Annotated in this window: 20 protein-coding genes; 11 read left to right on the forward strand and 9 right to left on the reverse strand. The window is 59.8% G+C overall.

Going from position 1 to position 24,828, the window contains the following annotated elements; all coding sequences use genetic code 11:
• Nucleotides 1-261: 261 nt before the first annotated feature.
• The gene (locus IEY47_RS11385; protein ID WP_188983346.1) at nt 262-1,236 is read right to left on the reverse strand and encodes a helix-turn-helix transcriptional regulator; all 975 of its coding nucleotides are present in this window, start codon (nt 1,234-1,236) and stop codon (nt 262-264) included.
• Nucleotides 1,237-1,387: 151 nt separating this feature from the next.
• On the opposite strand from IEY47_RS11385, the gene IEY47_RS11390 reads away from it, so the two are divergent.
• Nucleotides 1,388-3,631, forward strand: coding sequence for a TonB-dependent siderophore receptor (locus IEY47_RS11390; RefSeq protein WP_188983347.1), 2,244 nt, complete (start codon nt 1,388-1,390; stop codon nt 3,629-3,631).
• A gap of 108 nt (nt 3,632-3,739) precedes the next feature.
• On the forward strand, nt 3,740-4,021 hold the full coding sequence (locus IEY47_RS11395; protein ID WP_268240461.1) for a DUF2218 domain-containing protein: 282 nt from the start codon (nt 3,740-3,742) through the stop codon (nt 4,019-4,021).
• Nucleotides 4,022-4,252: 231 nt separating this feature from the next.
• Here the strand turns inward: IEY47_RS11395 and serA are convergent, their stop codons facing one another.
• On the reverse strand, nt 4,253-5,482 hold the full coding sequence (gene serA / locus IEY47_RS11400) for a phosphoglycerate dehydrogenase (protein ID WP_188983349.1): 1,230 nt from the start codon (nt 5,480-5,482) through the stop codon (nt 4,253-4,255).
• A 176-nt stretch (nt 5,483-5,658) separates the two neighbouring features.
• Here serA and IEY47_RS11405 point away from each other — a divergent pair, with 176 nt between their 5' ends.
• From IEY47_RS11405 to IEY47_RS11415, 3 genes are all read left to right on the forward strand, one after another.
• Nucleotides 5,659-7,050 (forward strand): D-2-hydroxyglutarate dehydrogenase, encoded by a 1,392-nt coding sequence (locus IEY47_RS11405; protein ID WP_188983350.1) that lies wholly within the window; start codon nt 5,659-5,661, stop codon nt 7,048-7,050.
• A gap of 111 nt (nt 7,051-7,161) precedes the next feature.
• Nucleotides 7,162-7,827 carry a fumarylacetoacetate hydrolase family protein gene (locus tag IEY47_RS11410; protein ID WP_188983351.1) on the forward strand — a complete coding sequence of 222 codons (666 nt, stop codon included), beginning with the start codon at nt 7,162-7,164 and terminating at the stop codon, nt 7,825-7,827.
• A gap of 245 nt (nt 7,828-8,072) precedes the next feature.
• On the forward strand, nt 8,073-8,999 hold the full coding sequence (locus tag IEY47_RS11415) for an SdiA-regulated domain-containing protein (RefSeq protein WP_188983352.1): 927 nt from the start codon (nt 8,073-8,075) through the stop codon (nt 8,997-8,999).
• A gap of 273 nt (nt 9,000-9,272) precedes the next feature.
• On the opposite strand, the gene rpiA is transcribed toward IEY47_RS11415, so the two are convergent.
• The gene (rpiA, locus tag IEY47_RS11420; protein WP_188983353.1) at nt 9,273-9,947 is read right to left on the reverse strand and encodes a ribose-5-phosphate isomerase RpiA; all 675 of its coding nucleotides are present in this window, start codon (nt 9,945-9,947) and stop codon (nt 9,273-9,275) included.
• A 175-nt stretch (nt 9,948-10,122) separates the two neighbouring features.
• On the opposite strand from rpiA, the gene IEY47_RS11425 reads away from it, so the two are divergent.
• Entirely contained in the window at nt 10,123-10,875 is a 753-nt protein-coding gene (locus tag IEY47_RS11425) for a FadR/GntR family transcriptional regulator (RefSeq protein ID WP_188983354.1), read from the forward strand.
• Between the two features lie 152 nt (nt 10,876-11,027).
• Here the strand turns inward: IEY47_RS11425 and IEY47_RS11430 are convergent, their stop codons facing one another.
• From IEY47_RS11430 to IEY47_RS11455, 6 genes are all read right to left on the reverse strand, one after another.
• A complete protein-coding gene (locus tag IEY47_RS11430; RefSeq protein ID WP_188983355.1) occupies nt 11,028-11,942 on the reverse strand; it encodes an EamA family transporter in 915 nt (304 codons plus the stop codon).
• Between the two features lie 208 nt (nt 11,943-12,150).
• Complete coding sequence (locus IEY47_RS11435; protein WP_188983356.1) at nt 12,151-13,431, reverse strand: TRAP transporter large permease; 1,281 nt, start codon at nt 13,429-13,431, stop codon at nt 12,151-12,153.
• On the reverse strand, nt 13,431-13,955 hold the full coding sequence (locus tag IEY47_RS11440) for a TRAP transporter small permease (protein ID WP_188983357.1): 525 nt from the start codon (nt 13,953-13,955) through the stop codon (nt 13,431-13,433). Before IEY47_RS11440 ends, IEY47_RS11435 begins: the two co-directional genes overlap by 1 nt.
• Before the next feature lie 51 nt (nt 13,956-14,006).
• Entirely contained in the window at nt 14,007-14,975 is a 969-nt protein-coding gene (locus tag IEY47_RS11445; protein WP_188983358.1) for a TRAP transporter substrate-binding protein, read from the reverse strand.
• A gap of 52 nt (nt 14,976-15,027) precedes the next feature.
• On the reverse strand, nt 15,028-15,906 hold the full coding sequence (locus IEY47_RS11450) for a glucurono-1,5-lactonase (RefSeq protein ID WP_188983359.1): 879 nt from the start codon (nt 15,904-15,906) through the stop codon (nt 15,028-15,030).
• A 43-nt stretch (nt 15,907-15,949) separates the two neighbouring features.
• The gene (locus tag IEY47_RS11455) at nt 15,950-16,771 is read right to left on the reverse strand and encodes an NAD-dependent epimerase/dehydratase family protein (RefSeq protein ID WP_188983360.1); all 822 of its coding nucleotides are present in this window, start codon (nt 16,769-16,771) and stop codon (nt 15,950-15,952) included.
• A 276-nt stretch (nt 16,772-17,047) separates the two neighbouring features.
• Between IEY47_RS11455 and kdgD the strand changes: the two genes are divergently transcribed.
• The 5 genes from kdgD to ilvA all read left to right on the forward strand — a co-directional run bounded on the left by kdgD (nt 17,048) and on the right by ilvA (nt 24,811).
• Nucleotides 17,048-17,959 (forward strand): 5-dehydro-4-deoxyglucarate dehydratase, encoded by a 912-nt coding sequence (gene kdgD / locus IEY47_RS11460; protein WP_188983361.1) that lies wholly within the window; start codon nt 17,048-17,050, stop codon nt 17,957-17,959.
• A gap of 361 nt (nt 17,960-18,320) precedes the next feature.
• A complete protein-coding gene (locus IEY47_RS11465) occupies nt 18,321-19,367 on the forward strand; it encodes a LacI family DNA-binding transcriptional regulator (RefSeq protein ID WP_188983362.1) in 1,047 nt (348 codons plus the stop codon).
• A gap of 360 nt (nt 19,368-19,727) precedes the next feature.
• Nucleotides 19,728-21,086, forward strand: a complete 1,359-nt coding sequence (locus IEY47_RS11470) for an MFS transporter (protein WP_188983363.1) — start codon at nt 19,728-19,730, stop codon at nt 21,084-21,086.
• 31 nt (nt 21,087-21,117) lie between these two features.
• A complete protein-coding gene (garD, locus tag IEY47_RS11475; RefSeq protein ID WP_188983364.1) occupies nt 21,118-22,674 on the forward strand; it encodes a galactarate dehydratase in 1,557 nt (518 codons plus the stop codon).
• Nucleotides 22,675-23,233: 559 nt separating this feature from the next.
• Nucleotides 23,234-24,811 carry a threonine ammonia-lyase, biosynthetic gene (gene ilvA, locus IEY47_RS11480; RefSeq protein WP_268240456.1) on the forward strand — a complete coding sequence of 526 codons (1,578 nt, stop codon included), beginning with the start codon at nt 23,234-23,236 and terminating at the stop codon, nt 24,809-24,811.
• Nucleotides 24,812-24,828: the final 17 nt, after the last annotated feature.

The raw sequence follows: 24,828 nt of genomic DNA on the forward strand, positions 1-24,828 counted from the left end.
TGTGCATCTAGCGTAAGGGGGTTGGTCGGGCCACTGCCATCGCAAGCATTGCTCGTTCCCACAGCATGGTTCGCTTCCATGGGATAGACGTAGACCGGGTGAAACCCGGGAGCGGGTTTACGCGGGTGCACCCGCCCTACGGCACCGGCTTGCTACGTCAGTGATGCAGGGAGAATCCCGAAGGGCTTCCACCCTCGCGCGTAACAACTCGCGCGTAACAAGATGGAGGGCTGTTGCAGGGAGTTGCGCTGCCCGTCACCCTCAAACCCGGCACATCGCCTGTCTCGGCGTCATACCGAAGTGGCGCTTGAAGGCGGTCGAGAAGTTGGCTGGGCTGGTGTAGCCGGCTAACCACGCAGCCTGCGTGACCGACATACCCTCGCGCTCCAGTGCTTGCCGTGCGGTTTCAAGTTTGCGGCTGCGTTGGTACTCGAACACGGTCATGCCCTTGAATTGGCGAAATTGCCGTTGCAGCGAGTTCACGTTGATACCCGCATTCCGGGCGATCATTTCCAGCGTCCAATCGTCTGCCTCGCCGCTTTCCAGCAGCGCGGCCACCTGGCGCATGCGCTGGTGTTCGTGCGGGCGCAGCGTCATGCGTTTCAAGGGCGCGCAGTGGGTAATGCCGGAGAGCGCTTCTGCAGCAATGTCCAGTACGCGGCTTTCCAAATACAACCGTTGCAGCATCGGCGCGTGATCGGGCGGGTTCAGCAATTGCTCCGCAATCGCTTTCAATCGTGGTGAAGGCTGCCAGTGCTGTGCGGCCAAATGCTGCTCGGTAAACCGCAGGACGTCTTGGTAAGGCTGATCATCGAGTCCGCCGGACTCGAACCATTCAGGTCCCAGGTTGATGGCGATTTTGCGAATGTGCGTGCCTTGCCGGGAGCGGCGACTGAAGACGACGGGTTCCTTCACGGATAGCGCAAGCCCTTGGAAATCCTGCTCATGGGCACGCTGCGCCTTGAACGCGACGGAGCGGTCGCCGTAGCGCACCTGGTTGTCTCCCGCCATGAACAGCACGAAGCTCAGCCTGGGCTCCATCCGGCTTTCGGTCGTAAAACTCTGCAACTCGACGCAATCGGAGCAATGCAGTGTCAGCCCTGCCCGAAGCCGTATCCAATTCACTCGCCCCTCGAACAGCGGTGTGTCCGCCACCTCCCGGCCGATCAGGCGTATGCGCCCATGGCTCCGTTCACTGAGATCGGCGGCACGCATGACGTTCGAGGGCTGACACATGAGGGCTCCCAGAAGAATCGCTTTCGCAAAGTTTTTGCTTGATTGCGCAAACCAAATGTTACGGCGTTTGTGGAAGACTACCGCCGCTGAAATCTTGTTGCAAATCATTATCAGTTGCGCATTTGTCATACACACATCTTGGGGTAGCGTCATGCAACGTCGATCGACATTCATCGGTCTCCCTTTAGCCCTCGCCATCGCGAACATCGTCGGCGCATCAGCATGTTTTGCCGCTGACGATACGCTGCAGCTCGACCTGCCGGACGAGGCCGTCCAGCTGCAGGAAACCCGGGTTCTAGGGACAGCGGAAGAGGAGCTGAAACAGGCGCCAGGCGTCTCGATCATCACCGCGGAAGACATCAAGAAATCACCGCCAGCGAACGATATTTCGGAGATCATCCGTAAGCAGCCTGGGGTGAACCTGACCGGCAACAGCGGTTCGGGCGCCCGCGGGAACAACCGGCAGATCGATATCCGCGGCATGGGGCCCGAAAACACGCTCATTCTCGTCGACGGCAAGCCGGTCACCTCGCGTAATGCCGTGCGCTACGGCTGGCGCGGCGATCGCGACACCCGCGGCGATACCAACTGGGTACCTGCCGATCAGATCGAGCGAATCGAAGTCCTGCGCGGGCCTGCGGCGGCGCGATACGGCAATGGTGCGGCGGGCGGGGTGATCAATATCATCACCAAGGCCCCGACGGGCGAACAGCATGGCAATGCAACCGTCTACATGAACATGCCGCAACACAGCGAAGAGGGCGCGAGTAAGCGCATCAACTTCGGTCTGAGTGGCCCGTTGACCGACAGCGTGTCCTATCGTTTGTACGGCAACCTGAACAAGACCGACATGGATGACGAGGACATCAACGAAGGTCATGTGATTGACCCCGGCGCTCGTTCGCCGGTCGGCCGCGAAGGTGTTCGCAATAAGGACATTAACGGCTTGTTGTCCTGGCGCCTGAACGACGAACAGACGGTCGATCTGGAGGCGGGTTTTAGTCGGCAGGGCAACATCTATGCGGGCGACAACATGAACAACAGCGGCTCGGCGGCCTTGTCGTCCTACCGCGCGCCTTGGCTGGGCCGTTCCACCAACAAGACATACCGGCAGACGCTGGCGCTAACGCATCACGGGGATTGGGCCTTCGGTACCACACTCAATTACCTGCAATACGAGAAGACCCGTAACCGCCGGTTGGAGGAAGGGCTTGCCGGCGGCCCCGAAGGCAATATCACCGCCAGTAGCGACTTCGGCACCATCGAGCTCGAAAGCACCACAGCGCACAGCGAGGTCAACCTGCCGCTGTCCTGGGGTGTCGATCAGGTGCTAACGGTCGGTGCTGAATGGGTCGAGCAGAAGATGGAAGACCCCTTCTCCAACACGCAGACGACGACGGAAGCCGGCTCGGTCCCTGGCATCAGCGATACCAACCGTGCGACGGACTTCTCGACACGTATTGCGTCCGTGTTTCTCGAGGACAACATCGAGCTGCGCCCAGGCACGATCCTGACACCCGGCTTGCGTGTGGATCATCACAGCATGGTCGGCACGAACTGGAGCCCGTCGCTGAACCTCTCCCAGGACCTGGGCTCGGATTTCACCTTGAAAGCCGGTATCGCACGCGCCTACAAAGCGCCCAACCTCTACCAGCTCAATCCCAACTATCTGCTCTACAGCCGCGGCAATGGCTGCTGGGGTGCCGGTGGCTCCTGCTATCTGCAAGGAAATGATTCGCTTGACGCCGAAACCAGCGTCAACAAGGAACTGGGCATCGAGTTCAAGCGTGACGGTTGGGTAGCGGGTATCACGTACTTCCGCAATGACTACAAGAACAAGATCGAAGCGGGCCGCGATGTAGCCGGCAGCGCGGTAGGGGGTTCTGTCGGGCAATACGCGAGTGCCGATGTTTTCCAGTGGGAAAACGTGCCGAAGGCGGTTGTCGAGGGATTGGAAGGTACGCTCAATGTGCCGGTGACGGATACGTTGGGCTGGAACACCAACTTCACCTACATGCTGCAGTCGAAAAACAAAGAGACGGGAGAGCCGCTCTCCATCATTCCGGAGTACACCGTTAACTCGAACCTGGATTGGCAGGTCACCGAGCCACTTTCGCTGCGTACCACGGTCGTTTGGTACGGCCGTCAGAAGCCCGGCAAGTACGACTACCAAGGCAATGTCCTCACCGGCGATGCGCGGCGCGAGGTATCTCCCTACGCCCTCGTTGGCTCCAGTGGGACGTACGACATCACGAAGAACCTGAACGTGACGGCGGGCATCGACAATCTCTTCGACAAGCGACTCTATCGAGAGGGCAACGCGATCCAAGCGGGCGCGTATACCTACAACGAGCCCGGTCGTACCTTCTTTACCAGCATCAGCACATCGTTCTGATCGCTTTTCTCGAAGCGCACCGCGGTATTCGCGGTGCGCTTTTTCATAACCAGAAAAGACCGTGGAGCCTGCGTGAGCGATTCGAACGCCCTACGATTTCACGCGACCGTGCGGACGGTACGCGCCTCGCGAAACATGATCCGCCTGTTCAAACATTTTCGGCACAAGGTCGAGGTGAACTACGACCAACATGCCGCCTATGGGGATTTTCCTTTTGGTCGCTGCGAGATGAGGGCGTTGGAGGACAGGCTCCTGATCGATTGCGCCACCGCCAACGAAGAAGCATCGGGGCGAATGCGCCATGTCATCGACGACCACCTTTTTCGCTTTTCCGGCGAAGAAGGTCTGGAGATCCAATGGCAGAACGGCCCACATCCGTCGGTGGCCTGACGCTCATCCTGTAGGAGCCAGCTTGCTGGCGATGCCTTTAAGGCGGATCGCCAGCAAGCTGGCTCCTACAAGTGCGCATTCATAGGAAGGGAGTCGTAGGGTGGATGGCCGAAGCCATCCACGCGGGGCACCCCGGTGGATAACGCGTTGCGGTTATCCACCCTACAAAATTGGAAGGCCCATCCACAAAAAAGGGAGACCGAAGTCTCCCTTTCCTATAACACTCGAAGATCAGAACAACACGCGGCTGCGGATCGTGCCCTTGACGTGTTGCAGCTTCTCCAGTGCCAGATCCGAATACTCGGCGTCGACGTCGATCACCACGTAGCCGACCTTGTCGTCCGTCTGCAGGAACTGGCCTGAAATGTTGATGCCGTTCTGCGCGAATACCAGGTTGATGTCGCTCATCACGCCGGGGATGTTCTCGTGGATGTGCAGCAGGCGGTGCTTGCCAGGGTGTGCCGGCAACGCCACTTCCGGGAAGTTGACGGACGAGATGGACGTACCGTTGTCGCTGTACTTGACCAGCTTCTCGGCGACTTCCAGGCCAATGTTCGCCTGGGCTTCTGCCGTGGAGCCGCCGATATGAGGCGTCAGGATGACGCGATCCAAACCGCGCAGGGGGCTTTCGAATTCTTCGTCGTTGGATTTGGGTTCGACCGGGAAGACGTCGATGGCCGCGCCGATGAGGTGTTCGTCCTTGATGGCTTCAGCCAGCGCGTCCAGCTTCACCACGGTACCGCGTGAGGCGTTGATCAGGATGGAGCCAGGCTTCATCGCGCGGATTTCCTTCTCACCGATCATCCACTGCGTAGAAGGCAATTCCGGCACGTGCAGGGTGACGATGTCACTCATTCCAAGCAGTTCGTAAAGCGAACCGATCTGGGTAGCGTTGCCCAGCGGTAGCTTGGTCACGGTGTCGTAGAAGAAGACCTGCATACCGAGACTTTCCGCGAGGACGGAGAGCTGCGTGCCGATGGAGCCATAACCGATGATGCCGAGCTTCTTGCCACGGATCTCGAAGGAGTTGGCCGCACTCTTGATCCAGCCGCCGCGATGGCAGGAAGCGTTCTTTTCCGGAATGCCGCGCAGTAGCAGGATCGCCTGAGCCAGCACGAGTTCGGCGACCGAACGGGTGTTGGAGTAGGGGGCGTTGAAGACGGTGATGCCGCGTTGGCGGGCCGCTTCCAGATCGACCTGGTTGGTACCGATGCAGAAGCAACCGACCGCGATCAACTTTTTCGCGCAGTCGAACACCTCTTCGGTCAACTGGGTGCGCGATCGGATCCCGATGAAGTGGGCATCCGCGATCTTCTGCTTGAGTTCGTCGCCCGACAAGGCTGTCTTGAGGTACTCGATGTTGCTGTAGCCAGCCGCTTTGAGCGTGTCCACGGCGTTTTGATGGACGCCTTCGAGAAGAAGGAACTTGATCTTGCTCTTGTCGAGGGAGGTCTTGCTCATCTGCGTGAAAACCTTGTCGGTGGTAAAAGGATGATACTCACAGCGTGACATGCCGGCCGTGGCCCGTAGATAAGCATGTTCCACGGGGGACGAATGCTAGCATGCTTGGCTTTTTCAATGCTTGGGTGCGACCTGAATCGTTCTCAGGGCGACTATGAATTATTCGAGAGAGAAAAATGATCCAACAAACACTGCTCGACGAACTCATGACGCTGGTGGAGCCCGGAAAAGTCCTGACGGACCCGGCTTCATTGGAAACCTACGGTCGCGACTGGACCAAGCATTACCCGCCCGCGCCAAGCGCCATCGTGTTTCCGAAAACGGTCGAGCAAGTACAGGCGATCGTGCGTTGGGCGAACGCGCACACGATTGCGCTCGTCCCCTCGGGTGGTCGTACCGGGCTCTCGGCGGCGGCTGTCGCGGCCAATGGCGAAGTAGTCGTCGCGTTTGATTACATGAATCAAATTCTCGACTTCAATGGGACCGACCGCACCGTCGTTTGCCAACCGGGCGTCATTACCGAGCAGTTGCAGAATTTCGCCGAAGGCAAAGGGCTTTATTACCCCGTCGACTTCGCATCCGCAGGCTCGAGCCAAATTGGCGGCAACATCGGTACCAACGCCGGTGGGATCAAGGTCATCCGCTATGGCATGACGCGCAACTGGGTTGCGGGCCTCAAGGTGGTGACCGGCAAGGGCGACGTCCTCGAGCTCAACAAAGACCTGCTCAAGAACGCCACGGGCTATGACCTGCGGCACCTGTTCATCGGGGCCGAGGGCACGTTGGGTTTCATCGTAGAAGCAACCATGCGACTCGAGCGCCAGCCTAACAACCTGACGGCGATGGTGCTGGGGACGCCCGATTTCAATTCGATCATGCCGGTGCTGCATGCCTTTCAAAACAAGATGGACTTAACGGCATTCGAGTTCTTTTCCGACCAGGGCCTGGACAAGCTGCTGGCCCGTGGTGACATCCCCGCGCCGTTCGAGACGCGTACGCCGTTCTATGCCTTGTTGGAATTCGAAGCCACCACCGAAACCCGAGCCGAGCAGGCGCTGGCAACCTTCGAGCACTGCGTGGAGCAGGGCTGGGTGATCGATGGCGTGATGAGTCAGAGCGAAACCCAGCTGCGCAATCTCTGGCGGCTGCGGGAAGACCTGTCAGAAACCATCGCACCGTTCACGCCGTACAAGAACGACCTGTCGGTCACCGTTTCGAAGGTGCCGGCGTTTCTTGCGGACATCGACGCCATCGTAACCACCAACTATCCCGACTTCGAGGTGATCTGGTATGGCCATATCGGTGACGGCAACCTGCACCTGAATATCCTCAAGCCAGAAAACCTGTCGAAGGACACGTTCTTCGCCAAATGCGCCAACGTCAACAAATGGGTGTTCGAGACCGTCGAGCGATACAACGGCTCGATCTCCGCGGAGCACGGCGTCGGTATGACCAAACGGGATTACCTGACGTACAGTCGCTCCGAAGCCGAGATAGCCTACATGAAAGCCATCAAAGCCGTGTTCGACCCCAATGGCATCATGAACCCCGGAAAGATCTTCCACTGATCGTCGCGCGATCCGGTAGAGTCGAGCGCGCCAAGGATTGTCTGAAAAGGGCCAAGCGCCGGCATTCCTCGGCCTGGCCAGGATTTTCGTGAACCCATCGAAGGAGTCGCCATGAGTTACCAGCACCAGTACGCAGACGGTACCCGCATTCACTATCCGTTGGGCAAGGTCGTGTGTATCGGCCGTAATTATGTCGAGCATGCCAAGGAGCTCAACAATGCCGTGCCCACCGAACCATTGCTGTTCATCAAGCCTGGCAGTTGCACGGTGCCGCTGAATAGCGGCTTCAGCATCCCGCAGGATCAAGGTTCCGTTCATTACGAAGCGGAAATCGCTGTACTCATCGGCAAGCCCCTGTCGCGCAAGCCCACCGAGGAAGAAGTGCGCGATGCCATCACCGGTTTCGCTCCGGCCTTGGACCTGACGCTGCGCGACGTGCAGAGCAAGCTCAAGGAGAAAGGTTACCCCTGGGAACTTGCGAAATCGTTCGATGGCGCCTGCGTGCTTGGGCCATTCGTGCCGGGCGATACCTATGCCGACCTGACTGACATCGGCATTCGCCTGACCATCAATGGCAAGGTTTGCCAGGACGGCAACAGCCGCGACATGATCAACCCGATCCTGCCCCTCATCCAGCACATCAGTGCGCATTTCTCGCTGCAGCCAGGTGACGTGATCTTGACCGGTACGCCCGTGGGCGTGGGCCCCTTGAATGTGGGTGACAAGATCGTGCTGGAGCTCGCGGGCCAACAGCCCCATGAAAGCCAGGTGCTGTAAAACGCCAAGCGATAGGAGGGAAAGCGACGCTGCTGGCTGTGACACTGCCGAAGCTTAGCCGGTAGCCGTTTTCCGGTATCAAAGCGGGCTCATTGCTGGATCGGGCCCGTTCCTACACCAAGAAGCCTAGGCTCATTCGGCATCATGGCTTCGGGTCGTGCTTTTGTAACGAGTCGCGACGCTTAAGCATCGCTTCATCTCGGCATGCTTTCATCCCATTTCTCTTTCGTTCCTGGTTGCAGTCAATGCCGGTTCTCTTTACTCCCAAACGCCTTCTGATCGCTGCATTGGCCGTCGCGCTCGCTGTTGCCGCCGTTGCAGGACAATCCTTCCGCCTGTTCGAGCGCGCATGGTTCACCGTCACCGAGAGCGGCAATGCCGACAGGTGGCGTGGCCGATCACTATGGCTGCCAGATTATCGGGTGACGATCGAAGCGCAGCCCGTGGAGGGCATCGAGCGCAATCTGTCGGCGCTGGCGTACGATGCACAGCGCAACACGCTGTTTAGCGTGACCAATGCGGGGCCGACGCGCCTGGTGGAGCTGTCCCTCGACGGAAAACTGCTGCGCAGCATCGAATTGCGAGGCTTTCAGGACCCGGAAGCCATCGAATACATCGCGCCCGGTCGCTATGTGATTACTGATGAGCGTTATCAACGGTTGGTCGCGGTACAGCTCGACGAGGACACGACCGTCATCGACGCGGATGACGGTGAACAGCTTGGCATCGGCATCGGTACGAATGGCAACAAGGGCTTCGAAGGCCTGGCCTACGATACGAAAGGCAAGCGCCTGCTCGTGGCCAAAGAGCGTGACCCCGTGCGGATCTACGAGGTGACCGGCTTTCCGCGGCTTGCTGACGACGAAGGGCCGGCCTCGGTGAACGTCAGCCAGGATCTCGACCGCGACAAGGGACTTTTCGTCCGCGACCTGTCGAGTCTGGATTTCGACGAGAAGACGGGCCATCTGTTGGTGCTGTCGGACGAGTCCCACTTGCTGCTGGAATTGAACGCGGACGGTGAACCCATCAGTTCGCTGTCGCTGCTCAAAGGCAGCCAGGGGCTCGAGGCGTCGATCCCCCAGGCGGAGGGCGTCGCCACCGACCGTGATGGCACGCTGTACGTAATCAGCGAGCCGAACCTGTTCTATCGGTTCGAGAAGATAGACCGCTGATGCTCGATGAGTTTTGATGTGGGCGGGCTAGCCTGTTGTTCAGCAGCGGATTTCCAGGCGCCCCTGTTTTTTGTAGGGGCGGCCGGGCGGCGATCCGCGGGGCGGCCATCCGCTTTAGCCGCCAAGGCGACTGAAGTCGCCCCTACACCGGTGGAGGCTTGGCGTTGTTACCGCGGCTTTTGATAAAGGCGAGCCGGAAGTCGCCCCTACACGCCTGCGGTATGAGCTGCCTTCCACGTCAGCGGTCACTCACCATCCGCCATACCGCACGGGTTACGAGCGTGTCAGCGTCTCCACGCCGTTTTCCGTGCCGAGCAACAGCAGGTCAGCTGGGCGCGCCGCAAACAGCCCGTTGGTCACGACGCCCACGATCGCATTGATATCGGCTTCGAGTTTCACCGGGTCGGTGATCGACAGGCTGTAGACGTCGAGGATGATATTGCCGTTGTCGGTGGTGACGCCGTCGCGATACACCGGGTCGCCGCCGAGCTTTACCAACTGGCGCGCTACGTGGCTGCGGGCCATGGGGATGACTTCGACGGGGAGGGGAAAGGCACCCAGCACGGGAACCCGCTTGCTGGCGTCGGCGATGCACACGAACGTCCGTGCGACCGCGGCGACGATCTTCTCGCGGGTGAGCGCCGCGCCGCCGCCCTTGATCAGGTGGAGATGATGGTCGGCCTCATCGGCGCCATCGACATAGAATTCCAGTTCGCTGGTGCTGTTCAGGTCATAGACGGGGATGCCGTGTTGCTTCAATCGCGTCGCGGTGGCCTCGGAGCTGGCAACGACACCGTCGAACTCGGTTTTGTGGCGTGCCAGGGCATCGATGAAGAAGTTTGCCGTGGATCCCGTCCCGACGCCGACGATGCTCTTGCTGTCGAGTTTGGGAAGAATGTGGTCGACGGCGGCTTGGGCAACGGCCTGCTTGAGCTGGTCCTGGGTCATGATCGTATCCGCAGCGAGTGAAAGCCGCGAAGTATAGTCGGGGCGGCCGTTGCCGTGTTGCCGCTGGCAGGGCCTGTCGCCCGAAGGTAGCGAGACGAAGTGTCACAGCTGCGGGTCGTCGTACAAGTCTGGCTTGGGGTACCATACGCCGTCTTCTTCCCAAAGAATGCCTAGCATGCAACGTCAGGTCTCCCCGGCGCGTCCGCGCAAAAAACATCGCAGTCTCGCTCAGGAGTTGGTGGCGGAACTGTCCCAGCGCATCCGGGATGGCGAGATCAAGCGTGGCGAAAAGCTGCCCACCGAATCGGCGATCATGGAAGAACAAGGCGTGAGCCGTACTGTCGTGCGGGAAGCCATTTCTCGCCTACAGGCGTCAGGCCTGGTGGAGACGCGCCACGGTATCGGCACTTTCGTACTGGATGTGCCGAGCCCGAGCGGATTTCGGATCGATCCCGCGACAGTGGTCACCCTACGAGACGTACTGGCGGTGATGGAGTTTCGCATCAGCATCGAGATCGAGTCGGCAGGGCTGGCCGCGCAACGGCATTCGAGTGACGAGCTGCAGGCGATCCGTGAGGCATTGGACGTGATGAACGAAGGCGCCGAGCACGCCAGCGACGCCGTTTCCGCGGACTTCCAATTCCACCTGCTCATCGCCAAGGCGACCGGCAATCGCTATTTCACGGACATTTTGAGTCACCTCGGGACTGGCATCATTCCGCGTACCCGATTGAATTCGGCGCATATCGCCCATGCCGACCAGCAGCAGTATGTGCTGCGCTTGGCGAACGAACATGAGCAGATCTTCGCAGCCATCGCGCGCCGTGATGCGGACGCTGCCCGCGCGGCGATGCGCTTGCACCTGACCAATAGCCGTGAGCGCTTGCGCCAGGCGCACGAGTCGGCGGAAGTCGAAGCCCAGAGCTGATCGTAGGGCGGAATTGCCGACAAGGCTTTTGCTGGCGCTCGCTGGACCACTCCTATCACTGTGTGTAGCGGTTCTGGTCGAGGTACCGGTGGATGGCCTCGGCCATCCACCCTACTGATCAACGCGCGAATCAGCGGCGCGTGTCGATCACCTTATCGATCCCTACGCAGCGCAAGAATCACGATCCCCGTCAACACGACTGCGCCACCGACCAGCTGCATGCCGCTGAGCAACTGGTCCAACAGCAGCCAGCCAAGTAGCAGGGACACGATCGGCTCGACGTTCATCACCGGGGCATTCTTCGCCATGTTCAAGCGGGGAACGGTGACGAACAGCAACGAGAAGGCCGCTCCATACAGAACCACCAGTGTCGCCAAGGCAATCCAACCGGTGCTGTTCGCCGGCATCGACATACCGCCGGGAACGAGATCCGCCGTGCCTGCAAGGGTCATGCTGCTGAACACGATGATCAACGTCAGCATGCTTCGGACCGAGCCACGCAGTGCGGCCAGCTTCTTGTCGGTGACCCAGATTGCCACCGCGAAAACGAACGCGGCAAAGAACGCCGCAGCAATCCCGAGCGCCCATTCCGGCCCCGCGGATTCGGTTGCGACCAATCGACTCGGAATGTCCAGCGCCAGCACGAGGCCGATCAGGATGAGGCCCATCACACCCGCGGCGCTGCGCGTTGGTGCCGGGCCGCCCAGCAGCCACGTCAGCAACGCCAGCATGATGGGAAAGGTGTTGTTGATGAGCAGCGCCAGCGCCACGGGTATACGCGCCACGGCGGTATAAAGGCAGAGGCTCTGCGTCGCGATCAGCAGGCCAAGCAATAACTGCCAGCGCCATGCACCATCGGGAAGGCCGAGCGGTTGGCGCTGCCAAAGCACAAGGCCGATCAGGACGAGCATCGTCACGCCGGAGCGGCAGAGAATGGCCAGTAAGAGACCCGTGTCGTTGTCGAACGCGATACGTGCCGCGATGTGATTGCCGGCGAAGCTACTGGCCAGCAAGGCGAGCAGCAGTATCGCGATATGGCGCGGGAAGTGGGCGGGGGGAGAGGGCATGGAGGGGGGCTTTCCTAAAGCGAACTCGGTGATAGAGCAGCGCCGTGATCATGGGTGCGGTTTAGAAGCTGATCGCCCACAAGTGGGCTCCTACACCGTCCGTGCTTTTCTGTAGGAGCCCACCGGGCTGCGGTCAGCTTGTGAGCGATCAGCTTGCTGGCGATCGATGTGTATCAACGAAGGGCGGCAACCGCCCTTCAATGAATGATCACAACACGACGCTCGGCAACCACAGCGAAATCGCCGGAATGTAGGTCACTGCCATTAGCACCATGAACAACGCCACGTAGAACGGCAGGAGTGCCTTCACCGTTTGCTCGATGGTCACTTTGCCGACCGCTGCCCCTACGAACAGCACCGCGCCCACCGGCGGGGTGATGAGCCCAATGCCTAGGTTGACCAGCATGATCATGCCGAAGTGCACGGGGTCGACCCCGATGGAGGTGACCACGGGTAGCAGGATCGGCGTGAGGATGAGGATCAGCGGCGCCATGTCCATCAACGTGCCCAGTATCAGCAGCATCCCATTGATGTACATCATGATCACGTAGCGGTTGTCCGACAAGGTCAGGAACAGCGTGGTGATCTTCGATGGGATCTGCATCAGCGTCATGATGTAGCCGAAGCTCGCCGCGAAGGCGATGAGGATCATCACGATCGACAGCGTGCGTACCGTCCGGTGCATGAGCTTTGGCAGCTGGTGCCACTTGTAGTCGCGGTAGATGAACATCGTCACGAAGAACGACCAGAGCACCGCGATCGCTGCCGACTCGGTCGCGGTGAAGACGCCCGAGATGATGCCGCCAAGGATGATCACCATCGCCATCAGCCCCCAAAGGGCATCGACGCAGATTTTCAAAGCCTGCTTCAGCGGAATCACATCCCCTTTCGGGTAATTACGTCGACGGGCGAAGAGCAGGCACATGCCCATCATCACGGCGCTGAGCAGCAGGCCGGGGCCGATGCCCGCCATGAACAACGCGGCGATGGACACCGTGCCGCCGGCCGCGAGCGAATAGATCACCGAGTTGTGGCTGGGAGGCGTCAGCAACGCCTGTACCGAGCCGGAGACCGTGACGGCGGTAGAGAAGTCCCGCGGGTAACCCTTCTTTTCCATTTCTGGAATCAGCACCGAGCCGACCGAGGCCGTGTCGGCGAGTGAGGAGCCGGAAATTGCGCCAAAGAACGTGGACGCGGTGATGTTCACCAGTGACAGTCCGCCGCGCACGAAGCCGACCAAGACTCCGGCGAAGGCCACCAGCCGTCGGGCCATGCCGCCTTCGGCCATGATCGCGCCTGCGAGAACGAAGAACGGGATTGCCAACAGGGAAAATTTGTTAACGCCGCCGGCGATCTGGATCATCACGGCGTGGAAGGGGATTTCGATCCACCAGGCGCCGATCAAGGTCGCCAAGCCCAGGGAATAGGCGACCGGCACCCGCAGCGCGATCAGCAAGACGAAGCTACCGACAAGCATCAACGCGTCCATTACACGGCCTCCTTGCTGTCATCGGCTTCATAGTCGACCACGCGGCGCTTGCTCTGGTCGCCGTAAAGGAGCTGTTCAAGGACGAACAGCAGGGTAACTGCGCCACCGACCGGAATGGGCGCGTAGGAAATACCGACTCGAATGAAAGGCAGCGAGTCCATGAACTGGTACCAGGTCGCCATGCACAGCTTGATGCCCCAGATCGTCATGAACAGTGCGATTACGCCCATGGCGATACGCACGAAACAGGTGATCACCGGCTGCAGCCCGGCGGGCAGTCGGTCGGTGATCATCGCCACCGCCATGTGCGCACCCGCGCGGTAGCTTGCGGCCGCGCCGACGAAGGTGAACACCACCATCAGCAGGATCGAAACGGGCTCGGGCCAGCCCAGCCCCGAATTGAGCGCGTAGCGGTAGAAAATCCCTACCGGAATGATCAGCGCCATGACCGTCAACGACAGTCCGGCCACCCAGGTGCAGGTCGTGTAGACCCCATCGTTGAAGCGCAATACGGCATTTTTCATGACATTCACCGCGGATGCGGCAGGATCGCCGCCGCATCTCGTCTTCAGAGGTTACTGAACGGCTTCGATGCGCTTGATGAGATCGGCATAGGGAGCGCCGTACTTCTCGCGCACAGGCGCGGTCGCGTCATAGAACGGCTTGGTGTCCACTTCGATGTACTCCACGCCCGCCGCTTTGAGCTTCTCGTCGCTGGCCTTTTCTTTCGCTTCCCACAGTTGGCGCTCTTCCATCTGTGCTTCACGGGCGAATTTCTTCACCAGGGCCTGCTGGTCAGGTGTGAGCGAATCCCATGTGGTCTTCGACATCATCAGGGGTTCGGGCAGGATCAGGTGATGCGTCTGGGTGTAGTACTTGGCCACTTGATAGTGGTTGTGCTCGAGCAGGGTAGGGGAATTGTTCTCTGCGCCATCGATGACCCCGGTTTGCAGGGCGCTGAAAATTTCACCCGTGCTCATGGCGATACCATTGGCGCCCATGGCGTTGAGCGTGTCGATGAACAACGGGTTGCCGATCACGCGGATCTTCATTCCCTTGAGGTCGTCGATGCTACGGACTGGCTTCTTGGTGTAAAGGCTGCGACTGCCGGCTTCCATCCAGGCCAGACCGACCATGTTGAATTGCGAATTGGTGATCTTGTCGAGGATCTCCTGGCCGATTTCGCCATCGATCACTTTGCGCATGTGCTCCACATCGCGGAACACGAACGGCATATTGAAGACGTTTGTGTCCGGTACTACCGGCCCAACTGATCCTAGGCTGACCCGGGTGAGCTGCACGGCGCCGATCTGGGTCTGTTCGACCACCTCCTTTTCCGAGCCAAGGACACCGCCGGCAAACATGCGATAGCTGATTTCACCGTCCGTGGCCTCGTCCAGTTTCTTGGCCATGTTTTCCATCGCCACGACGGTGGGGTAGCCCGTGGGATGGATCTCGGCGATTTTCAGCGTAAGTGCCTGGGCCGTTGTGGCCATGCAGAAGGCGAGCGGTAAGGTGGCCATGAGGGTGCGTTTCAGGAACATAGGGCATCTCCAATATTGTTGTTGTGTGGATCCGTATGAACTGCGGTGGAAATCAATGGCTGAGGGAGGGTTCCTCCAGGCCGCGTACGCCGGGGCGTAGCGCGAATACGCCGCCTGCCAGTGGCTGGTCCGAGACGTCGCCTGCCGGGCGAATGGACGTGACGAACAACGTGTCCAGGTGGGCGCCGCCAAAGGCGCACATGGCGGGTTTCTTCACCGGTACTTCGAGGGAGCGGTCCAGTTTGCCGGCTGGGGTGAAGCGGTGGATCAAACCGGCATCATTGCCGCAGATCCAATAGCACCCATCCTCGTCGATTGCTGCGCCGTCGGGACGGCCGGGGTAGGCGTTCATGTCAACGAACAGGCGCCGCTGGTGGGGCGTGCCGTGTTGGACGTCATAGTCGAACGCCCAGATCTTGCGAACGCTGGGGTGTGAATCGGACAGGTACATGGTCTTGCCGTCCGGGCTGAAGGCGAGGCCGTTGGGGACGATGAAACCATCGAGGTTGACTGATAGCTTGGCGTCTCTCGGGCGGTAGCGGTACAACGCGCCGACCCGATGGCCCGCACTCATGTCGGTGTGCATCGTGCCCGCCCAGAAGCGGCCCTGCCGGTCGCAGCGACCATCGTTGAAGCGCATTCCAGGGCGGGCGTGTTCGACGTCCACGAGCCGTGTTTCCGCAAGGTGCCCATCCTTACCGGCCTTGAGCTGAAACATCCCACTTTCCATGGCGGCGATCCAGCCACCGTCTGGGTGGCGGGCGATGCAGGCGAGCATCTCGCTCGCCTGCCAGGTTGTGTGTGTCGAGGTGTCCCAGCGATGCAGGCGACCCGCCGGTATGTCTACCCAGTAAAGCGCTTGCTCGCTGGCCGACCAGACCGGGCTTTCACCGGTCGCGTTGCGGGCGTCGAGGATCAATTCTGCGTGCATGCAAACGTCCTGGAGGTGCGTTCAGTAGCGCGTACGCTGCCGATCAACGTTCGAAAGGCCCTTGGGCGGTAAACGCCCCTCCCTGATAGATCCTGTTGGGATCATCCGCCGCCGGCTCCGGCTGGGCTTCAACGTTCTCGCGAAAAGGCCGGGAACTGTCCTGCGGTGTGAAACCCAGGGACTGAGCCAGGTGATTGTCCCACCAGACGCCGTCGTTATCCGACATCCCATAGACAACCGTATGGCCGACGTTTGGCGCGGTGAGTGCGCAACGGAGAAGTTCGGTCAGGTCCCGGTAGCTTAGCCAGGTGTGCATCATCCGGCGGTTCTGCGGTTCCGGGAAGGACGAGCCAATACGGATGCTGACGGTCTCAATCCCGTAGCGGTCGAAATAGAAACTGGCGAGATCCTCACCGTAGGATTTGGACAATCCGTAATAGCCATCGGGACGACGCGGCGCGTTGGCATCGATCGTTTCGGTTTGCTTGTAGAAACCGATGACGTGGTTAGAGCTGGCGAATACGACACGCTTCACCCCATGGCGGCGCGCGGCTTCGTAGATATGGTAGGTGCCGCAGATGTTCGGCCCGAGGATGTCTTCGAACGAATGCTCGGTGGACACGCCGCCGAAATGCAGGACCGCATCGCAGCCTTCGACCAGCCGGTCGACCGCTTGCTTATCGGCCAGATCACAGATAACGACTTCTTCGTGCGGCCCTTTCGCCGGGGCCATGTCGGCGATGTCGGAAAGGCGCAGGATCCGAGTGAAGGGGCGCAAGCGCTCACGCAACACCTTGCCCAAGCCTCCGGCGGCCCCTGTCAGCAGAAGACGCTCGAATACGACGCCGTCATTGCTATCCGTCATGGCGAAACCCTCGACTTATTGTTGTTATCTGTCGTCATATGACGAGCGAAAGATAGTGTGGCGTCAGGCTCTGACCTGTCAACAAGGATCAGGGCCTTCGACATCCATCGCAGCTAAGTGGCTATAAAATTCGAAAGGCGCGACTGTCGCGATACGACTATGGTCGTAATCAGGCGAAAGGTATTTGTTTCCGCCAAAAAGGGGTTTGCGTGCAGTTGTACGATGACGTATAACTGTCGCCACGTTCACTCACCAGCAAAAAAAGGTCTTCGCACAATGAGCCCACAAGAACTGAAGTCCATCCTGTCTTCCGGCCTACTGTCTTTCCCAATCACCGACTTTGACCAAAATGGTGATTTCCGCGCCGACACCTATGCCCGTCGCCTGGATTGGTTGGCGCCGTATGGTGCCAGTGCGCTGTTCGCCGCAGGCGGCACGGGTGAGTACTTCTCGCTGGAGCAGAAAGAGTTCTCCGACATCATCCGCGTCGCGGTCAACACCTGCAAAGGGCAAGTGCCGATTCTCGCCGGCGCCGGTGGCCCGACCCGTACCGCAATTGCTTTCGCTCAAGAGGCTGAGCGCCAAGGCGCAGCCGGTATCCTGTTGCTGCCACATTACTTGACCGAAACCTGCCAGGAAGGCTTGATCGCCCACGTCGAGGCGGTATGTAAGTCCGTCAAGTTCGGTGTCGTCGTTTACAACCGTAACGTTTGCAAGCTGACGCCCGAGAGCCTTGAAATCCTCGCCGAGCGTTGCCCGAACCTGATCGGCTTCAAGGACGGTGTCGGTGACATCGAGCCGATGGTCGCCATCCGTCGTCGCCTGGGTGACCGCTTCACGTACCTGGGTGGCCTGCCAACGGCTGAAGTCTATGCAGCGGCATACAAGGCTATGGGCGTCCCTGTCTATTCGTCCGCTGTGTTCAACTTCATTCCGAAGACCGCGATCGACTTCTACAACGCTATCGCGAAAGACGACCATGAAACCGTTGGCCGTCTGATCGACGATTTCTTCCTGCCGTACCTCGACATCCGTAACCGCCGTGGCGGCTACGCGGTGAGCATCGTGAAGGCGGGCGCCAAGATCGCTGGCTACGACGCGGGCCCTGTCCGCGCGCCGTTGGCCGACCTGACCGGCGAAGAAGTCGAAATGCTTGCCGCGCTGATGAAGAAGCTCGGCCCGCAGTAAGCGCTAGGTCGTAACGATGATGAAAGGCCGGGATAAACCCCGGCCTTTTTTGTGGGTGACGATGTGGCGTAGGGGCTGTTGGCCTAAGAATGCAGTTGTTACCCAAACCGCGGTGTTGAGCATTCGAACGCATTCGCGGGCAAGCGGATCGCCGCCCGGCCCGCTCCTACAGGGTACCGAGTATCGTCAGTATCCCGCGTTAGCTCACACGGCTTTTTGTAGGGGCGGGCCGGGCCGCGCTCGGCTTGCCCGCGAATGCGGCCTCATGGCCACCACACTGGCCGTGGCTGCCTACGCCTACACAAAATCGGCACACCCGTTAAGATGTGGGCCTTCTCTCTGAACGGCGCAGCTGTTGGCCATGGCAAAACGACCTAGCAAGGAATTGTCCTCGCCCTGTTTGCCAGGGGGCCACGCAGCACCGACCTTGATCGACGTAGCCAAGCTCGCGGGCGTTTCGCCTATCACCGTCTCGCGTGCCCTCAATCGGCCCGAGATTGTTAGCGACGCGGCGCGCGCGAAGGTACTCGAAGCGGTCAAGGCGACCGGCTATGTACCAAACATGCTGGCGGGTGGTCTTGCCTCGAACCGAAGCCGCCTAATCGCGATCTTCGTTCCAACCATCGCGCACTCGATCTTTGCCGATACCGTACAAGCACTGATGGATCGCCTAGCATCGGCCGGGTATCAGACGATGATCGGTTTGACCGGCTATTCTGCCGAGCAGGAGGAACGCCTGCTCGGCGCGGTACTCGGCCGGCGTCCGGACGGTATCGTGCTGACCGGTACGCTGCACACGGAAGAGAGTCGCCAGCGTCTGGTCCAGGCGGGGATTCCGGTGGTGGAGTCCTGGGACCTTGGAGGCGAGCCGATCGACATGCAGGTCGGCTTTTCCCATGAGGCCGTAGGTCGATCCGTCGCCAATCACCTGCATGATCGTGGATACCAGAACATAGGCGTTGTGTCGGTCGATGACGCGCGAGCATTGAAGCGCGCCCGTGCGGTGATTGATCAGCTTCATGCAAAGGGCATCGAAAACGTGCCATTCGAGACGCTAAAAGCACCGGCAACGTTGTTGAGTGGTCGAGAAGGGCTTCGTCAAATGCTGGCGCGGGACGAATGCCCAGATGCGATCGTTTGCAGTTCGGATACCGTCGCGCAAGGGGTATTGGCCGAAGCGGCTAGTCGGCAAATTCCGGTGCCTGCTTCGCTGGCGATCATTGGTTTCGGTGACTTGTCCTCCGCAGCGCATGTCCATCCGCCGCTCTCTACGGTCAGCGTCGACGGCGTCCGGATCGGGACGCGGGTCGCCGAAGCGCTGCTGCAACGTCTTCGAGACGAAGCGCCCGTCGCATCGCCGGTCAGCGTGGACACGGGTTTTCGGATCATCGATCGCGAGACCACCTGACGAATGTCGTGTTTTCAGACATCGTACCTCTTGAATGATTGCGCAATCAGCGTAAAGTAAGGGCGTCGACCTCTAATGCACGGCGCGCTCTGGCCTGCGCTTGATTGCGCAATCATCTGCTTCTATGCGCGCCGATGCGAACACCATAAAAAGGACAACAATGTGAATAGCCGATCCGTACCCGCAGTGATAGCTCGCCCTTCATTGATCCTTTCCAGCTCGCAACGCGCAGGCGCGCTGAGCCGGCATAACGGCGCCTCCCCAGGCTAATCATTCCCAACAGCAAGCTCTGGTCCGTACGTTCCGTCCACGTGCGGCAGCCCCGTTCATCCACAAAAACAAGTTTCAAGGTGAAAGGTTATGAATGACGTACGGCAGACTCGCGTCCGCTATTTGATATTGCTGATGTTGTTTCTCGTCACAACGATCAACTATGCCGACCGCGCAACGATCTCCATCGCCGGTTCGAGCATGCAGAAGGACTTGGGCATCGATGCGGTAACGCTCGGCTATATCTTCTCCGCGTTCGGCTGGGCGTATGTACTCGGCCAAATTCCGGGTGGCTGGCTGCTCGACCGCTTCGGCTCGAAGCGGGTGTATGCCGGTGGCATTTTCATTTGGTCCTTCTTCACGTTGCTGCAAGGCTTCGTCGGCATGATGCCGATGGCGTGGGCAGTCGTGACGCTGTTCGTCCTGCGCTTCTGTGTCGGGTTCGCCGAAGCACCGTCCTTCCCAGGTAACGCGCGTATCGTGGCGGCGTGGTTCCCCACTGCGGAGCGGGGTACGGCTTCGGCCATCTTCAATTCGGCGCAGTACTTCGCAACCGCGTTGTTCGCACCCTTCATGGGCTGGCTGGTATTCACTTACGGCTGGGAGCACGTGTTCGTGGTGATGGGTGTGCTCGGTATCGTCTTCGCCGGTATCTGGATGAAAACGATCTATAACCCGAAGGATCACCCAAAGGCCAATGCTGCCGAAGTCGCCCACATCGAAGCGAATGGGGGACTGGTCGATATGGATCAATCCAACCAAGGCAACAATGGCCCGAAGTGGCACTATATCGGGCAGTTACTGAAAAACCGCATGATGGTCGGCATCTACCTTGGCCAGTACTGCATCAATGCGATCACCTACTTCTTCCTGACCTGGTTCCCGGTGTATCTGGTGCAAGAGCGCGGCATGACGATCCTGAAAGCCGGCATCATCGCGTCGCTCCCTGCAATCATGGGCTTCGTCGGTGGCGTGCTGGGCGGCATCATTTCCGACTGGCTGCTGCGCCGCGGCAACAGCCTGACGCTCTCGCGCAAGCTCCCCATCGTCTGCGGTCTTTTGTTGTCGACGACAATGGTGTTCTGTAACTACGTCGACGCTGAGTGGATGGTCGTAGGCTTCATGACCCTTGCCTTCTTCGGCAAAGGCCTGGGCGCCTTGGGCTGGGCCGTAATGTCCGATGCGTCACCGAAGCAAATCGCCGGCTTGTCGGGTGGACTGTTCAATACATTCGGCAACATTGCATCCATCACCACACCGATCATTATCGGGTACATCATCAGTGCAACCGGCTCGTTCCGTTGGGCGCTGGTTTACGTCGGTGCGAACGCATTGGTCGCGGTGTTCAGCTACCTGTTCATCGTTGGCAAGATCCAACGCGTCGAATTGCGCGATGAAAGTGGCAACAAGATTTCCGAGCAATCGTCGGCATCGCCCGTATCAGCTTGAAACCATCACATAACAAGAAAGGATTAGCCTCATGCAGTTGATCGAACATCAGGATTCACCCCGCTACATCCACCTGCATCCAGACGACAACGTCGCGATCGTCATCAACGAGCAGGGGGTGGCTGCGGGCGGCCAGTTCCCGGATGGGCTGGTCACTGTCGAGGCAATCCCGCAAAGCCACAAGGTTTCGCTGGTGGATATCCCCGAAGGTGGCGCCGTGCTGCGTTACGGCACGGTCATCGGTTATGCGCTCAAGCGCATTCCGCAGGGCACCTGGGTCACCGAGCAATTGATCAACATTCCTGAAGCGCCGCTGTTGGATGGCTTGCCCATGGCCACGCTGAAAACGCCCGTGGCGGAGCCCCTCGAGGGCTACACGTTCGAAGGATTTCGTAATCCGGACGGCACGGTGGGCACGCGCAATATCCTCGGTGTGACCACGACGGTGCAGTGTGTGACCGGGGTGCTCGAACATTGTGTCGAGCGCGTGCGTAAAGAACTGCTGCCGAAGTACCCGAATGTCGACGATGTGGTGGCGCTCACGCACAGCTATGGCTGCGGCGTCGCCATCAATGCGCCCGACGCCGTGGTGCCCATTCGTACCTTGTACAACATCAGTCGGAACCCCAACCTGGGCGGCCAAGCCCTGGTGATTAGCTTGGGCTGCGAGAAGCTGCAGGCCACGCAGCTGATGGACGGCGACTCGCTCACCAATGGCATGGACGAAGAGGATTGGCTGTTCCGCCTGCAAGACTCCAGTGCCGGTTTCGCCGGGATGGTCGAGCAAATCATGGAAATGATCGAAGTGCGCCTGAAGGTCCTGAATGAGCGGCGGCGGGAAACCTGTCCGGCCTCGGAGCTCGTCGTCGGGATGCAGTGCGGCGGGAGCGATGCGTTTTCCGGCGTCACCGCCAACCCGGCGCTCGGGGTTGCGTCCGACTTGCTGGTGCGCGCGGGGGCGACGGTGATGTTTTCCGAAAACACCGAAGTGCGGGACGGTATCCATCTCTTGACGCCACGTGCGGCCAACACCGAGGTCGCAGAAGCATTGGTGCGGGAAATGGATTGGTACGACCGCTACCTTGAACGTGGCATGGCCGATCGCAGCGCCAATACCACGCCGGGCAACAAGAAGGGCGGGCTGAACAATATCGTTGAAAAAGCCATGGGCTCGATCGCCAAATCGGGGTCCAGTCCGATTGCAGGCGTGGTCGCTCCAGGCGAACGCGTGCGTGGCAAAGGCTTGTACTACTGCGCCACCCCGGCCAGCGATTTCATCTGCGGGACGCTTCAGCTTGCAGCTGGGATGAACCTGCACATCTTCACCACTGGTCGGGGTACGCCGTATGGACTGGCGATGGTTCCCGTGATCAAGGTCGCGACACGTACTCAGTTGGCCGAGCGCTGGCCGGACTTGATCGATGTCGATGCTGGACGCGTGACATCAGGGCGTCTTTCGCTGGAAGAGCTGGGATGGGAGATATTCCAGCTGTACCTCGATGTGGCGAGCGGCAAGAAGCAAACCTGGGCCGAGAAACATCGGCTGCACAACGACCTGGTGCTGTTCAATCCGGCGCCCGTGACGTAACAGGCCTCTCAGTTGAAATCGCCTGCAAGCGAGCTTTTTGTAGGAGCTAGCTTGCTGACGATGCTTTTGGAAAGTGTGGCCCAGCCGGTAGGGTGGATAACTCGCGAAGCGATTATCCACCGATGATTTTTTGGTGTTCACCGCTGCCTGGTGGAAAAGGCTTCGCCGTTTTCCACCCTACATTCTTTTAGGACGTGTGGCCCAGCGGCCCTTATCCTGCCTAGTGCGTTCTGATTGCCGGTCTGCTGCCTGCAATATTGAATTCAGCTTGTGAAAGGGTGGTGACCTTGCGATCGCATTCGCGACCAAGGTCGCTCCTACACAGACCGTGTTGCGCGTTGGAGTGGCGTCATTCGCGCAGCACGCTTTCGTTCCATTTAAAGGTGCTGATATTTGAATGGCACGCCGGACGAGCTTTTGTAGGAGCCAACTTGCTGGCGAAGCGCTTGGGCGTCCAGTTCATTTACGTCGATCGCATCCGGTAAACGCGGGTCTATGCCAAGCCGCGCCGCGCTCGCAGCAGGCGCCGGTTCGATCTCAGCCCGAGGGCCGGTCCACCATGGCCCCCCACGCCCCAGAACGTTACACTCGGCGGCCCAGCCGATCGATCGCAGTGCCCGCCATGCTCGAACAATACGTGAAGAAAATCCTCACCTCGCGCGTCTACGACGTCGCGGTGGAAACACCCCTGCAGCCTGCCCGCCAGCTCTCCGAGCGTTTGCGCAACGAGATTTTCCTCAAGCGCGAGGATCTGCAGCCAGTCTTCTCGTTCAAGGTTCGGGGTGCGTACAACAAGCTGGCGCAATTGAGTCCTGAAGAGCTTGCGCGCGGCGTCGTCACTGCGTCTGCGGGCAACCACGCACAGGGCTTGGCATTGGCGGCTAAACACATGGGCGTCAAGGCGACGATCGTGATGCCGCGCACCACGCCGGAACTCAAGGTCCAGGGTGTTCGTTCGCGGGGCGGCAAGGTCGTGCTACACGGCGATGCATTCCCCGAAGCGCTGGCCCATTCGCTCAAGCTCGTCGAAGAGAAAGGCCTGGTCTATATCCACCCGTTTGACGATCCCCACGTGATTGCCGGACAAGGCACGGTGGCGATGGAGATCCTCAGGCAGCATCAAGGCCCTATCGACGCCATTTTTGTACCGGTCGGTGGCGGTGGCCTGATCGCTGGGATCGCGGCCTACGTGAAGTACCTGCACCCCGAAACCAAGGTCATCGGCGTCGAGCCGGAGGATTCCAATTGCCTGCAGCAAGCGCTTGCAGCAGGTGAGCGCGTGGTACTGCCGCAGGTAGGCATCTTCGCTGATGGTGTCGCGGTCGCACAGATCGGCCAGCATACGTTCGACCTCTGCAAGCATTACGTCGATGAAGTCATCACGGTCAGCAGCGATGAAATCTGCGCGGCGATCAAGGATATTTACGACGATACCCGCTCGATCACCGAGCCTGCGGGTGCACTGGCCGTGGCGGGTATCAAGCGTTACGTGAAGCGGGAAGTTGTCAGCGGGCAGGTGCTGGTGGGAATCGACTCCGGGGCCAACGTCAATTTCGACCGTCTGCGCCACGTCGCCGAGCGCGCGGAGCTGGGCGAGAAGCGCGAGGCCATCATCGCCGTCACCATTCCCGAACGCCCTGGTAGTTTCAAAGCATTCTGCGAGGCCATCGGCAAACGCCAGATCACCGAGTTCAATTACCGCTACCACACGGATAAGGACGCGCATATTTTCGTTGGCGTGCAGACTCACCCTGAAAGCGACCCACGCGATGCGCTGGTTGCCAGTCTCCGCGAGCAAGGTTTTCCGGTGCTCGACCTGACGGATAACGAGCTGGCGAAGCTGCATATTCGCCATATGGTGGGCGGCCATTCCGACGCCGTGAGCGAAGAAATGGTATTGCGTTTCGAGTTTCCCGAGCGGCCTGGGGCCCTGTTCAACTTCCTGGCGAAACTGGGTGGGCACTGGAACATCACCATGTTCCATTACCGTAACCACGGCTCCGCAGATGGCCGCGTGGTGGCCGCCCTTCAGGTTCCCGAAGAAGAGCGCCATTTGGTGCCGACGGCGTTGGATGGGATCGGCTATCCGTATTGGGATGAGACGGATAACCCGGCTTATCGGCTGTTTCTGGCTTGAGCCCCGTTAAGCGGATC

The organism is Pseudomonas matsuisoli, from assembly GCF_014647635.1.
Classification (GTDB): domain Bacteria; phylum Pseudomonadota; class Gammaproteobacteria; order Pseudomonadales; family Pseudomonadaceae; genus Pseudomonas_P; species Pseudomonas_P matsuisoli.

Bases quoted from the DNA above. Each gene is read 5' to 3' on its own strand.
- IEY47_RS11385 (WP_188983346.1), bottom strand. From the start codon at position 1,236: ATGTGTCAGCCCTCGAACGTCATGCGTGCCGCCGATCTCAGTGAACGG.
- IEY47_RS11390 (WP_188983347.1), top strand. From the start codon at position 1,388: ATGCAACGTCGATCGACATTCATCGGTCTCCCTTTAGCCCTCGCCATC.
- serA (WP_188983349.1), bottom strand. From the start codon at position 5,482: ATGAGCAAGACCTCCCTCGACAAGAGCAAGATCAAGTTCCTTCTTCTC.
- IEY47_RS11405 (WP_188983350.1), top strand. From the start codon at position 5,659: ATGATCCAACAAACACTGCTCGACGAACTCATGACGCTGGTGGAGCCC.
- IEY47_RS11410 (WP_188983351.1), top strand. From the start codon at position 7,162: ATGAGTTACCAGCACCAGTACGCAGACGGTACCCGCATTCACTATCCG.
- IEY47_RS11415 (WP_188983352.1), top strand. From the start codon at position 8,073: ATGCCGGTTCTCTTTACTCCCAAACGCCTTCTGATCGCTGCATTGGCC.
- rpiA (WP_188983353.1), bottom strand. From the start codon at position 9,947: ATGACCCAGGACCAGCTCAAGCAGGCCGTTGCCCAAGCCGCCGTCGAC.
- IEY47_RS11425 (WP_188983354.1), top strand. From the start codon at position 10,123: ATGCAACGTCAGGTCTCCCCGGCGCGTCCGCGCAAAAAACATCGCAGT.
- IEY47_RS11430 (WP_188983355.1), bottom strand. From the start codon at position 11,942: ATGCCCTCTCCCCCCGCCCACTTCCCGCGCCATATCGCGATACTGCTG.
- IEY47_RS11435 (WP_188983356.1), bottom strand. From the start codon at position 13,431: ATGGACGCGTTGATGCTTGTCGGTAGCTTCGTCTTGCTGATCGCGCTG.
- IEY47_RS11440 (WP_188983357.1), bottom strand. From the start codon at position 13,955: ATGAAAAATGCCGTATTGCGCTTCAACGATGGGGTCTACACGACCTGC.
- IEY47_RS11445 (WP_188983358.1), bottom strand. From the start codon at position 14,975: ATGTTCCTGAAACGCACCCTCATGGCCACCTTACCGCTCGCCTTCTGC.
- IEY47_RS11450 (WP_188983359.1), bottom strand. From the start codon at position 15,906: ATGCACGCAGAATTGATCCTCGACGCCCGCAACGCGACCGGTGAAAGC.
- IEY47_RS11455 (WP_188983360.1), bottom strand. From the start codon at position 16,771: ATGACGGATAGCAATGACGGCGTCGTATTCGAGCGTCTTCTGCTGACA.
- kdgD (WP_188983361.1), top strand. From the start codon at position 17,048: ATGAGCCCACAAGAACTGAAGTCCATCCTGTCTTCCGGCCTACTGTCT.
- IEY47_RS11465 (WP_188983362.1), top strand. From the start codon at position 18,321: ATGGCAAAACGACCTAGCAAGGAATTGTCCTCGCCCTGTTTGCCAGGG.
- IEY47_RS11470 (WP_188983363.1), top strand. From the start codon at position 19,728: ATGAATGACGTACGGCAGACTCGCGTCCGCTATTTGATATTGCTGATG.
- garD (WP_188983364.1), top strand. From the start codon at position 21,118: ATGCAGTTGATCGAACATCAGGATTCACCCCGCTACATCCACCTGCAT.
- ilvA (WP_268240456.1), top strand. From the start codon at position 23,234: ATGGCCCCCCACGCCCCAGAACGTTACACTCGGCGGCCCAGCCGATCG.